Source organism: Cellulomonas sp. PS-H5, assembly GCF_019265565.1.
GTDB lineage: Bacteria > Actinomycetota > Actinomycetes > Actinomycetales > Cellulomonadaceae > Cellulomonas.
This window is the reverse complement of record NZ_JAHVCI010000085.1, coordinates 1-12,087: the sequence shown is the minus strand read 5'-3', so window position 1 is coordinate 12,087 and position 12,087 is coordinate 1. Positions and strand designations below refer to the sequence as shown.

Genomic DNA, 12,087 nt, shown 5'->3' with positions numbered 1-12,087 from the left:
GCCGCGCCCGCGCCCCGCGCCGCCGCCCCCGCGCCCAGCGCCGCGGCCGCCCCGCGCCGCCACCCACGACCCCACGGTCCCCTCCGCCCCGGGCCCGGGCGGAACCACCAGCGCCACCCGCGCCGCCACCACCGCCGACTGCCCGGGCAGCGGGGAGTCCAGCACGACGAGCCGCCCGGCGAGCGGACCTCCCCGCCCGGCGACCGCGAGGAGCAGCGCGTCCACCAGCCGCGGGTCGGCGGCGGTCACGCCGAGCAGCCCGCCGGGCCGCAGCACCAGGTCGACCGGCGCGCACGCGGGCACCTCCGGGGCGTCGGGCGTCGCCAGCACCACCGACTCGGCGCGGACCGCCGCCGGCCCGTGCTCGGCGACCCAGGCGTCGTGCGCCAGCTGCTCCGCGAGCGCCGCGCCCTCGACGTCGAGCGACGGCAGCCGCCGCGCGAGCCACCGCGGCATCGTCCACGCGTGGTGCCCGAGCAGCACGAGCACCGCGGGCACCAGGGTCATCCGCACCGCGAACGCGTCGACGGCCACCCCCACGGCCAGCCCGAACGCGATCGGCTTGACGATGTCGCTGCCCTGGGGCACGAACGCCGCGAACACGCAGATCATGATCGTCGCCGCGGCCGTGACCACCCGGGCCGAGGACGTGAACCCGACGGTGACCGCGCGCCGAGGGTCCTGGTGGTGCGCGTACTCCTCGTGCATCCGGGACACCAGGAACACCTCGTAGTCCATCGCCAGCCCGAACAGCACGCCCATCACGATGATCGGCATGAAGCTGATGACCGGCCCGACCAGGCCGACGTTCAGCAGGTCGGCGCCCCAGCCCCGCTCGAACACCGCGGCGGTCACCCCGAACGACGCCAGCACCGACAGCAGGTAGCCGAGCGTCGCCTTGATCGGCACCGCGACCGACCGGAACACGATCAGCAGCAGCACGAGCGACAGCCCGACGACGACGATCCCGAACGGCAGCAGCGCGTCGCCGAGCCGCGCCGACACGTCGACGCTCACGGCGGTCTGCCCGGTGACCAGCAGGTCGTGCACCCCCGGGTAGGGCGCGACCAGGTCGTCCGCGTCGGCGCGGATCTCCGCGACCAGGTCCTGCGTGCTCTCCGCGGCCTGGCCGCCGGAGGGGATGACCTGGAACAGCGCGGTGTCGGCCGACTCGTTCGGCGTCGCGACCGGCACCGCCACCACGCCGTCGAGCGCCGCCAGGTCGCCCGCCAGGCCGTCGACGGCCCCGCGGGGGTCGGTGCTCGCGATGATGTCGGCCGTCACCAGCAGCGGCGCGTTCCAGCCGGGACCGAAGCCCTCCGCCACGAGGTCGTAGGTCTCCCGCTGCGGCGAGCCCTCGGGCGCGCTGCCGTTGTCCGGCAGCGTCAGCCGCAGGTCGGGCGCGGGGACCGCCAGCACCCCGACGCCGAGGACCACCAGCAGCACGGTCAGCAGCGGCACCCGGGTCACCAGCCGCACCCAGCGCGCGCCGCCGGTGCCGCCGGTCTCGGGGTCGGCGAGCTCGCGCCGCGCCGCCCGGGACCCCGGCCGGGGGCGCAGCCGCTCCCCCGCGAGCGCCATCAGCGCCGGCAGCACCGTGAGCGCGACGAGGACCGCGATCGCGACGGCGGCCGCCGCGGCCACGCCCATGACCGACAGGAACGGGATGCCGACCACGGACAGCCCGCACAGCGCGATGATCACCGTCGTCCCCGCGAACACCACGGCGGTGCCGGCTGTGGCCACCGCCCGCGCGGCCGACTCCTCGACCGCCATCCCCCGCGCGAGCTGGTGCCGGTGCCGGGACAGGACGAACAGCGCGTAGTCGATCCCGACCGCCAGGCCGATCATCAGCGCGAGGGTCGGCGTCGTGCTGCTGATGGTGGCGGCCGCCGACGCGACGAGGATGCCCGCGAGCGCCGTGCCGACCCCGAGCAGCGCGGTGAGCAGCGGCATCCCGGCGGCGAGCAGCGAGCCGAACGTCACCGCCAGCACCAGCACCGCGACGCCGACGCCGAGCAGCTCGGTGACCCCGATGGCCACGCCGGTCTCGGTGTAGACCTGCCCGCCGAGGTGCACCGTGACGGGCGCGCCGGCCGGGACCGCCGCGGCGGCCTCGAGCCGCGTCGTGAGGTCGTCGGGCAGCGCGGTCAGCTCCGCGTCGAGCTGCACCTGCGACTGCGCGTACCGCCGGTCGTCCGAGACCGCGCCGGCCGGGGCGCCCGACGCGAGCGGGTCGGTCACCTGGACGACGTGGCCGACCTGACCGACCGCCGCCACCACCTGCTCGATCGCGGCGGCCGCGTCGGCGTCGTCCACCGTCGTCCCCGGGTCGGCCTCGTAGACGACCTGCGCCGTCGCCCCGGCGGCCTGCGGGAACCGCTGGTCCAGCACGTCGAGGCCCTGCTGCGACTCCGTGCCCGGGATGACGAACGAGTCCTGCAGCGTCCCGCCGGCGAGCGCCGCCGTCCCCCCGACGACCACCAGGACGCCGAGCCAGGTGAGCAGGGTCGCGACGCGGTGCCGGAACGCCAGGCGCCCGAGCCGGTACAGCCTCCAGGACATCGCCCGCTCCTGCCTCGCGAGGGAGTGCCGCGCCGCCGACGTCCCCCCGTCGGCCCCTCAGGGATACCAGCCGGGGTCGCGGGCAGCGCCGCGTCGGCCCCGCGACCTAGGCTGGCTCCCGGTGCGCGGCCGCGCGCCGGCCCGACCGGAAGGGACCCTCCTCGACCATGACCCGCAGCGGCATCGACACCTCGGCCCTCGACCCGGCCGTCCGCCCCCAGGACGACCTGTACGCGCACGTCAACGGCCGCTGGGCAGCCGAGCACGTGATCCCCGCCGACCGGGCGATGGACGGCTCGTTCCGCGCGCTGCACGACCAGGCCGAGGAGCAGGTCCGGGACATCATCGTCGAGGCCGGCGAGGCCGCCGACGCCACGGGCGTGCAGGCGCAGATCGGCGCGCTGTACGCGTCGTTCATGGACGTCGACGCGGTCGAGGCGGCCGGCACCGAGCCGCTGCGCCCCGACCTGTCGGCGATCGCGGCGGCCGCCACCCGCCAGGACCTCACCGACGTGCTCGGCGCGCTGCAGCGCACGGGCGCCGCGGCGGGCACCGGGTTCTGGGTCGACAACGACGCCAAGGACCCGGAGCGGTACGTCGTCTACCTCTACCAGTCGGGCCTGGGCCTCCCCGACGAGTCGTACTACCGCGACGAGCAGTACGCGGCCGTGCTGGCCGCGTACCGCCCGCACGTCGCGCGGATGCTGCGGCTCGGCGGCTGGTCCGCGGACGAGGCGGCGGCGGACGAGGCCGCGGGCCGGGTCGTCGCGCTGGAGGCGAAGATCGCCGCCGGCCACTGGGACGTCGTGAAGGACCGCGACGCCGACCTCACCTACAACCCGACGACGCTCTCGGCGCTGGCGACCACCGCGCCGGGCTTCGACTGGGAGGCGTGGTCCCGCGCGCTCGGCGCCCCGCAGGGCTCGCTGGACGAGCTCGTGGTGCGCGAGCCGTCGTTCGCCACCGCATTCGCCGGTCTGTGGGCGTCGGAGCCCGTCGAGGACTGGCAGGCCTGGCTGGCGTACCACGCGATCACCGCGCGGGCCCCGTTCCTGTCGTCCGAGCTGGTCGAGGCCAACTTCGACTTCCACGGCCGGACGCTGACCGGCGCCCAGGAGCTCCGCGACCGCTGGAAGCGCGGCGTCTCGCTGGTCCAGGGCGTGCTGGGCGAGGCCGTCGGCGAGGTCTACGTCGCCCGGCACTTCCCGCCGTCCCACAAGGAGCGGATGGAGGTCCTCGTCGGCCACCTGGTCGAGGCGTACCGCGAGTCGATCACCGCCCTCGACTGGATGGGCGAGGACACCAAGGCCAAGGCACTCGCCAAGCTCGACGCGTTCACGCCGAAGATCGGCTACCCGGTCAAGTGGCGCGACTACTCGGGCCTGGAGGTCCGCGCCGACGACCTGGTGGGCAACGTCCGCCGCGCGTCCGCGTTCGAGCAGGACTTCGAGCTCAACAAGATCGGGAAGCCGATCGACCGCGACGAGTGGTTCATGACCCCGCAGACGGTCAACGCCTACTACAACCCGGGCATGAACGAGATCGTGTTCCCCGCGGCGATCCTGCAGCCGCCGTTCTTCGACGCCGACGCGGACGACGCCGTGAACTACGGCGGCATCGGCGCGGTCATCGGCCACGAGATCGGCCACGGCTTCGACGACCAGGGCTCCAAGTACGACGGCCAGGGCCGGCTCGAGGACTGGTGGACTGAGCAGGACCGCGCGGAGTTCGAGAAGCGCACCTCCGCGCTCATCGAGCAGTACAACGCGTTCTCCCCCGCGCAGCTGAACGGCTCGCACCACGTGAACGGCGCGCTCACCATCGGCGAGAACATCGGCGACCTGGGCGGCCTGTCGATCGCGCTCAAGGCCTACCGGATCGCGCTCGGCCGCTCGCTGGACGAGGCGCCCGAGGTCGACGGCCTCACCGGCGTGCAGCGGGTGCTGCTCGGCTGGGCGCAGGTGTGGCGGGCCAAGGGCCGCGACGAGGAGGTCATCCGGCGGCTCGCGGTCGACCCGCACTCCCCGGACGAGGTCCGCTGCAACGCGGTGGTGCGCAACGTCGACGAGTTCTACACGGCGTTCGGCGTGCAGGCCGGCGACGGGCTGTACCTCGCGCCCGAGGAGCGCGTGCGCATCTGGTGAGGCACGCGCACGAGGACCCGGCACGTCCGCGCCGGGTCCTCGTGCGTGGTGCTCCGACCGGGTGGCGTCGTCCCCAGGTGGGCGTCCCGGGCCTGACAGGGACCGGGACCGCCGCTACCGTCGGCGCAGGTGCAGGCAGGGGGAAGGACAGCATGACCACGCAGCGGATCTGGCACGAGCGCGTCGAGGCGCAGCTCGCCGCCGCACTCCGGCAGTCGGAGCGCGCGCAGGAGGTCGCGGACGAGATCGCGCGGCTCCGCGGCTCCGCGCGCACGCCGGACGGGGCCGTGCAGGTCGACGTCGACCACCGTGGCTTCGTGCTCGACGTGCGGCTGACCGAGCGGGCGAAGGAGCTCGGGACGGACGGGCTCGCCCGGGCCGTGCTGAGCACGACGCAGGAGGCGATCGCCGACGTGCAGCGTCAGGCCGCGCCGCTGCAGGCCGCGCTCGCGGGGCCGCCCGTCGACCTGACCGACACGACGATGCTGGACGAGCTGGACGCCGCGCTGCGCGGCCGGGTGGCAGAGGGCGGGCGATGAGCGAGCTGACGGTCGACACGGGCGCGATGCGGGCGCACGCGGGTGCGCTCGACGGGATCGCCGCCGGACTGGCGGAGGCGGTGGACGCCGCGGCGACCACGGCCATGCCGGACGACAGCTTCGGGCTGCTGTGCTCGTTCCTCGTCGTACCGGCCACGGCCGTCCAGGGCGCCGCCGCGGCCGGCGTGGTCGCCGGCAGCACCGCGGTCGCCGGTACCAGGACGGGCGTGCGGGGCTCCGCCGACGCGTACGACGCGATCGACGACGCCGTGCGGTCGGCGCTCAAGACCCTCGAGGAGCTGCTGCCGTGAACACCCTCGTGGCCGCCCCGGCCGGCGGACCGGCGCTGGCCGACGCGTACGAGAGCCTGAAGATCATCGGTCCGGGTGCCGACATCGCGCAGATGGCGGCGTCCGGCGACTGGGCGCTGAGCACGGGGCTGGCCGGCGGGGTCGGCGTCGTGGCCGACGTCGCGGAGTTCGTCATCGACCCGATCGCCTCGATGGCGGCGAGCGTCGCGGGCTTTCTCCTCGACTACATGCCGCCGCTGCCCGACATGCTGGACTCGATCGCGGGCGACCCGGGGGCGGTCGCGGCCAAGGCCACGACCTGGGGCAACATCTCCACCCGCGTCTCCGGTTCCGCGGACGAGCTCGATGCCGCCGTCCGGACCGCACTCTCCGGGTGGTCCGGCCCCGCGGCGGACGCCTACGGCGTGTTCACCTCCGTGCTGTCCGACTCGCTGCGCGCGATGTCCGGCATGTGCGCGGGGGTCGGTGGGGCGATGCAGGCCGCCAGCGCCGTGGTCGGCTTCGTCCGGTCGATCGTCCGGGACGTCATCGCCGACCTCGTCGGGAAGCTGATCTCCTGGGCCTCACAGGTCGCCGCGACGGTGGGCGTCGGCGCCAGCTGGGTCGTGCCGCAGGCCGTCACGGCGATCGCCATCCGCGTCGAGCGCGTGCGCGACTGGCTGTCCCGGCTCACCACGGGCATCCAGCAGCTCGTGCAGATGATCGACAAGGCGAACAACGCGCTCACGCAGGGCGTGCCGGCGCTGCGCCGGGTGGCGGACTCCCTGCAGCAGATCCCGCTCACCACGGCTGCGTCGGGCGTCACCGCGCCGACGCTCCGGACAGTGGTCGAGTCGGCCACGTCGGTGGCCGGCACGCTCGACAAGACGTTCGAGGCCGCCGCGACGGCGTCCGGGGGTGGGGAGAAGTGACGCGGCTCGACGGTCCCGAGGACGCCGCGCGCCTGGTCGAGGAGTGGGGCCGGCAGGGCCAGGACGCCCTCGCCCGTGCCTCCCGCCTCCAGGTCGCGGTCGCGGGCGTGCATGCCGAGGCGTGGTCCCCGGGGCGCGAGGTGCGGGTGGACGTGGACGCCCACGGGCTGATCCGCGACCTGGAGTTCACCGACCGCGCCCTGCGCGCGTCCGCCCTGTCACTCGGCCAGGCCGTGGTGCGGGCCGCGGCCGCCGCGCGGCTCGAGGCGGCACGCCGGGTGGACGAGGCCGCCTCGGCCGAGCTCGGCGCACACGACCCGCTCGTCGCGTCGCTCCGAGACAGCCAGGTGCGGACCCTGGCCGAGTCGGCGCCGCCGGTCGCCGACCCCGTCCGGACGACCCCGCGGTCAGACCTGCTGCGCTGAGCCGCCGCCCCGGGAGGTCTTCGCGGCGAGGCCGACCACGTCCTCGGAGAGCACCAGCACGCCCGCACCGGGGTCCGCAGGCCGGACCCACATCGCCACCGGGTCGCCGACCGCGAGCTGCACCCGCCGGCTCGTCTGCACGTCGAGCGTCCACGACACCCCCGGTGCGTCCGGTGACTCCACGGTGGTCCGCAGCCGGGGCGGGTAGTCCGACACCGCGCGCGACCCCACGACTCGGCCGTCGACCCGCCGGTGCTCGCGCAGCACCGCCTCCAGGCGCGGCCACCACCGGGCGCGGGCGCGGAGGGCGGCCCACGCGGGCCAGGCCAGCAGTCCGCACACCACCCCGACGCCGACGGCAGCGCCGGACCCCGCGACCAGGCCGCCTGCCACCCCGATGCCAGCGCCCACCAGGTACCCGGCGGGATGGCCGTGCGTGGCGAGCAGCGCCAGCACCAGGACCCCGAGGACGAGACACGTCACCCGGACCGCGCCGCCACCGGGCACGTCGACCGCCGAGGTCGCTGCGAGCACGAGCGCACCGAGCACCAGGCCGAGCACGAGGCCGAGGCCCCTGCGCCCGGCGCGCGGTCGGGACGCCTCGACGGCCGCGGTCGGGAACGCGTGCGTGTCCGCCCAGGTCGGGACGACCGCCAGGACCACCGGGGCCCGCTGGACGACCCGGGGTCCCTCGGGTGCTGCGTAGGTCATGGGGTCCATCCTGTCGGACGGTGCGTCCGCGCGGAGCCGATCACGGCAGCGTAGTCAGCGCCGCCGTCGCGACCCGGAACCCGGTCCCCGTCTCGTCGACCACGCAGGACATGCCGTTCGACCCGCTCGTGCAGGTGTACGGCCCGACGGTCTGCGTCTGCCCGTACTCGAGCACCGGGGTGTCCGCCGACGCCGGCGCCGGCGCCGGGCCCTCAACGCACGGCGTGGTGACGCCGTCCGCCTCGTTCAGCACCACGGTGTGCCCGGTGGTCCCCGTGCAGCCCTCGGACGCCGGCACCTGGTACTGGATGTTCGCGATCGTGCAGGTCACGCCGTCGGGCGACATCGTGCAGGCGATGTTCCCCGTCGGGGACGCGAACGACGTCGCGACGTCGCTGGTCGCGCCGGACGTGGCGCCGTCCGTCGCGGCGCCGGACGCGGCCTGCGACGCGGGGGCCGAGGGGCTCGCGGTCGCGCCGCCGTCGTCGGAGCCGCCGCCGAGCACGACGATCGCCGCGACGACCAGGCCGAGGACCAGCACGACGTCGACGGCCAGGAAGATCTTGACGCCGCGGCTCAGGTTCGCGAGGGCTGCCATCTGCTACCTCCGGGGGTGGGGCGGGTGCGGCGCGCCTCCGGGGGCGGGTGCGCGCGCCGGCGCTCAGTCGAAGACGGGGCCCTTGGTGCGGGTGCGCTTGAGCTCGTAGAAGCCGGGGACGCCGGTGATCAGCACGAAGCCGTCCCACAGGCGGCCGGCCTCCTCTCCCTTCGGGGCCGGCGTCATCACCGGGCCGAAGAACGCGGTGCCGTTGACCGCGACGACCGGGGTGCCGACCTCGTCGCCGACCAGCGCGATCGCCTCGGCGTGCGACGCGCGCAGCTGCTCGTCGAACTCGTCGGTGTCGCCGTAGGCCCGCAGGGACTGCGGCAGGCCGACCTCGTCGAGCGACTCGCGGATGATCGCCCAGGTGTCCTTGCGGCCGCCCGGGTGCCGGCGGGTGCCGAGCGCGTCGTACAGCGGCTTGAGGTGCTCGGCGCCGTACAGCTCCTTGGCGGCGGTGAGCACGCGCACGGCGGCCCAGGAGTCGTCCATCAGCTCGCGGTACTCGTCGGGCAGGTCCCGGCCCTCGTTGAGCACGGACAGGCTCATCACGTGCCACCGCACGTCCACGTCGCGGACCCGCTGCACCTCGGTCATCCAGCGCGACGTCATCCACGCCCAGGGGCACGCGGGGTCGAACCAGAAGTCGGCGGTGTCGCGGTCGGGCGCGGTCGTGTCGGTCACTGGGAGGGCTCCTCGGGCTGTCGACGTCGGGGTGCGTGCGCGCGGACGCGGGCGCCGTCGGGTCGACAGCGCCGTCCGCCATCATGCCCCGGAACCGGGGGGCCGTGTCACGTGGGGGCGGCGCCGGCGGCCGGCACCGCGGACGCACGCACCCGCCGGTTGGTGGAATGATGCGGCGACGGTCAGCCAGCCTGACCACCGCAGACCTGCGACCGACGTTCCACGAGGAGACCCCGCGTGCCCGCAGAGAACCTGACCCGCGACGAGGCCCGGACCCGGGCCGCCCTGGTCGACGTCCAGTCCTACGACGTGGCGCTCGACCTGACGACGGGGCCGGTGACGTTCACCTCGACGACGACCGTCCGGTTCACCGCCCGCGAGGCCGGCGCCGGCACGTTCCTCGACCTCATCGCCCCCGCCGTGCACCGCGTCGTGCTCAACGGGACCGAGCTGGACCCCGCCGACGTCGTCGCCGACTCGCGCATCCGCCTCGACGGCCTGGCCGAGCAGAACGAGGTCGTCGTCGTCGCCGACGCCGCCTACATGAACACCGGCGAGGGCCTGCACCGGTTCGTCGACCCGGTCGACGACGAGGTGTACCTGTACTCGCAGTTCGAGGTCGCCGACTCCCGGCGCGTGTTCGCCGTGTTCGAGCAGCCCGACCTCAAGGCGACCTTCGCGTTCACCGTGACCGCGCCCGCGCACTGGGTGGTCGTGTCGAACTCCCCCGCCGTCGGCGAGCCCGTCCCCGTCGAGGGCGGCACGAACCGCAACGGCGGCCGCGACGAGGGCACCGCCACCTGGACGTTCGAGCCCACGCCGCGCATCGCGTCCTACATCACCGCCGTCGTCGCCGGCCCGTACCACCACGAGCACGGCGAGCTCACGTCGCGCGACGGCCGCACCATCCCGCTCGGCGTCTACTGCCGCGGCTCGCTCGCGCAGCACCTCGACACCGACAACATCCTCGACATCACGCGCGCCGGCTTCGCGTTCTACGAGGAGCAGTTCGACTTCCCGTACCCGTTCGCCAAGTACGACCAGCTGTTCGTGCCGGAGTTCAACGCGGGCGCGATGGAGAACGCCGGCGCGGTCACGTTCCTCGAGTCCTACGTGTTCCGGTCCAAGGTGCCGGACGCCACGGTCGAGCGCCGCGCGGTGACGATCCTGCACGAGCTCGCGCACATGTGGTTCGGCGACCTCGTCACCATGCGCTGGTGGGACGACCTGTGGCTGAACGAGTCGTTCGCCGAGTACGCCTCCACCCTCGCGACCGCCGAGGCGACCCGCTGGACGACGGCCTGGACCACGTTCTCCTCACTGGAGAAGGGCTGGGCGTACCGCCAGGACCAGCTGCCGTCCACGCACCCCATCGCCGCGGACATCCGCGACCTGGAGGACGTCGAGGTCAACTTCGACGGCATCACCTACGCCAAGGGCGCGAGCGTGCTCAAGCAGCTCGTCGCCTGGGTGGGCCAGGAGCAGTTCTTCGCGGGCGTCCGGCAGTACTTCGCCAAGCACGCCTGGGGCAACACCGAGCTGCGCGACCTGCTGACCGAGCTCGAGGCCACCTCCGGCCGCGACCTGTCCGCGTGGTCGGCGCTGTGGCTGGAGCAGTCCGGCGTGACCCTGCTGCGCCCGGAGATCGCGTCCGAGGTCGGCGAGGACGGCGTCGAGCGGATCACCGCGCTGGCCGTGCGCCAGGAGGTGCCCGCGACGCACCCCGTGCAGCGCCCGCACCGCCTCGTGGTCGGCGGCTACGACGTCGTCGCGGACGACTCCGGCGAGACCCGGCTGGAGCGCACCGTGCGCGTCGAGCTGGACGTCGACGGCGAGCGCACCGAGGTGCCCGAGCTCGTCGGCGCGAAGCGACCCGACCTGCTGCTGCTCAACGACGACGACCTCGCCTACGCCAAGGTCCGGCTCGACGAGCGCTCGCTCGCCACCGCGATCGCGCACCTCGGCCACTTCACCGAGTCGCTCCCCCGCACGCTCGTCTGGGCGGCGGTCTGGGACGCGACCCGCGACGGCGAGACCCCGGCGCGCGACTACGTCGACCTGCTGCTCGGCAACATCGCGCACGAGACCGACTCCTCCGTCGTGCTCGTGCTGCTGCGCCAGCTGCACACCGCGCTCGACCTCTACGTGGCCGCCGAGCACCGCCCGGCCACCGAGGTCGCCGCCGCCGACGCGCTGTGGACGCTCGCGACCGACGCCGAGGGCGGGAGCGACACCCAGCTGCAGCTCGTCAAGGCGTTCGCCGCCCGGGCCTCGACCACCGAGCAGCTGGACGCCGTCGCGGCGCTGCTGGACGGCGGCACCCGCCTGGAGGGCCTGTCGATCGACACCGACCTGCGTTGGGAGCTGCTGACCTCGCTCGTCGCCGGCGACCGCGCGGGCGAGGCCGAGATCGACGCGCAGCTCGCAGCGGACCCGACCGCGACCGGCCAGCGAGCCGCCGCGGCCGCCCGCGCGGCGCTGCCGACCGCCGACGCCAAGGCCGCCGCCTGGGCCGCGGTCGTCGACTCCGACGCGCTGCCGAACGCCCTGCAGGCCGCGACCATCGGCGGGTTCGGCCGCGTGCACGACCGCACGCTGCTCCGCCCGTTCGTGGCCCCGTACTTCGACGGGCTCGAGCGCGTGTGGTCCGAGAAGACCAACGAGATGGCGCAGAACATCGTGACCGGCCTGTACCCGACCGAGCTGGCGGACGACGCCGGCGAGGGCGCGGTCGACGTGGCCGGGGCGACCGACGCGTGGCTCGCCGCGCACCCGGACGCGGCCCCGGCGCTGCGCCGGCTGGTGGTCGAGGCCCGCGACGGCGTGCGCCGGCTCCTGGCGGCCCAGGCGGCCGACCGCCACTACCACGAGGCCTGACCCGCACCCCGGCCCGGCCTGACGCGCCCGGCGCCCGACCTCGCACGCGGGGGCCGGGCACCGGGCGCGTCGCCGTCCGGGCCGGCCCCGGGGTGAGCGTCGAGGTCGGTGGTTCTGCCCGAGATCGATGCTTCCAAGCACCGATCTCGCGCCGAAGCACCGATCTGGGCGGCGGCCCAGGGGGTCGATCGCCGAGATAGGGCTCCCGTGCCGAGGTAGGACCGTCCGCGGTCCTATCTCGCCGCAGCGGTCCTATCTCGGCGAGCGCTCGGCGGGCGCCGCGGGCGCGGCGGGCGCCGCGGGCGCGGCGGGCGCCGGC

Annotated in this window: 10 protein-coding genes; 6 read left to right on the top strand and 4 right to left on the bottom strand. The window is 75.0% G+C overall.

The features are described from left to right. Window positions 1-2,565, bottom strand: a 2,565-nt coding sequence (locus J5O08_RS19435) for an MMPL family transporter (protein WP_218708551.1), incomplete at its 3' end; no start/stop codon positions are given. A 167-nt stretch (window positions 2,566-2,732) separates the two neighbouring features. On the opposite strand from J5O08_RS19435, the gene J5O08_RS19430 reads away from it, so the two are divergent. The 5 genes from J5O08_RS19430 to J5O08_RS19410 all read left to right on the top strand — a co-directional run bounded on the left by J5O08_RS19430 (window position 2,733) and on the right by J5O08_RS19410 (window position 6,895). Then, complete coding sequence (locus J5O08_RS19430) at window positions 2,733-4,709, top strand: M13 family metallopeptidase (RefSeq protein ID WP_218708548.1); 1,977 nt, start codon at window positions 2,733-2,735, stop codon at window positions 4,707-4,709. A gap of 152 nt (window positions 4,710-4,861) precedes the next feature. Then, a complete protein-coding gene (locus J5O08_RS19425; RefSeq protein ID WP_218708547.1) occupies window positions 4,862-5,248 on the top strand; it encodes a YbaB/EbfC family nucleoid-associated protein in 387 nt (128 codons plus the stop codon). Continuing rightward, a complete protein-coding gene (locus tag J5O08_RS19420; RefSeq protein WP_218708545.1) occupies window positions 5,245-5,559 on the top strand; it encodes a type VII secretion target in 315 nt (104 codons plus the stop codon). Before J5O08_RS19425 ends, J5O08_RS19420 begins: the two co-directional genes overlap by 4 nt. Further along, window positions 5,556-6,470, top strand: coding sequence for a WXG100 family type VII secretion target (locus J5O08_RS19415; protein WP_218708543.1), 915 nt, complete (start codon window positions 5,556-5,558; stop codon window positions 6,468-6,470). Before J5O08_RS19420 ends, J5O08_RS19415 begins: the two co-directional genes overlap by 4 nt. Further along, entirely contained in the window at window positions 6,467-6,895 is a 429-nt protein-coding gene (locus J5O08_RS19410; RefSeq protein WP_218708541.1) for a YbaB/EbfC family nucleoid-associated protein, read from the top strand. Before J5O08_RS19415 ends, J5O08_RS19410 begins: the two co-directional genes overlap by 4 nt. On the opposite strand, the gene J5O08_RS19405 is transcribed toward J5O08_RS19410, so the two are convergent. From J5O08_RS19405 to J5O08_RS19395, 3 genes are all read right to left on the bottom strand, one after another. Further along, window positions 6,878-7,606: a hypothetical protein gene (locus J5O08_RS19405; protein WP_218708540.1), complete on the bottom strand. Its 729-nt coding sequence runs from the start codon at window positions 7,604-7,606 to the stop codon at window positions 6,878-6,880. The genes J5O08_RS19410 and J5O08_RS19405 overlap by 18 nt on opposite strands. A gap of 40 nt (window positions 7,607-7,646) precedes the next feature. After that, complete coding sequence (locus J5O08_RS19400; RefSeq protein ID WP_218708539.1) at window positions 7,647-8,204, bottom strand: hypothetical protein; 558 nt, start codon at window positions 8,202-8,204, stop codon at window positions 7,647-7,649. 63 nt (window positions 8,205-8,267) lie between these two features. After that, on the bottom strand, window positions 8,268-8,891 hold the full coding sequence (locus tag J5O08_RS19395) for a DsbA family protein (protein WP_308161150.1): 624 nt from the start codon (window positions 8,889-8,891) through the stop codon (window positions 8,268-8,270). Between the two features lie 237 nt (window positions 8,892-9,128). Between J5O08_RS19395 and pepN the strand changes: the two genes are divergently transcribed. Continuing rightward, a complete protein-coding gene (gene pepN / locus J5O08_RS19390; protein ID WP_218708538.1) occupies window positions 9,129-11,768 on the top strand; it encodes an aminopeptidase N in 2,640 nt (879 codons plus the stop codon). Window positions 11,769-12,087 lie beyond the last annotated feature (319 nt).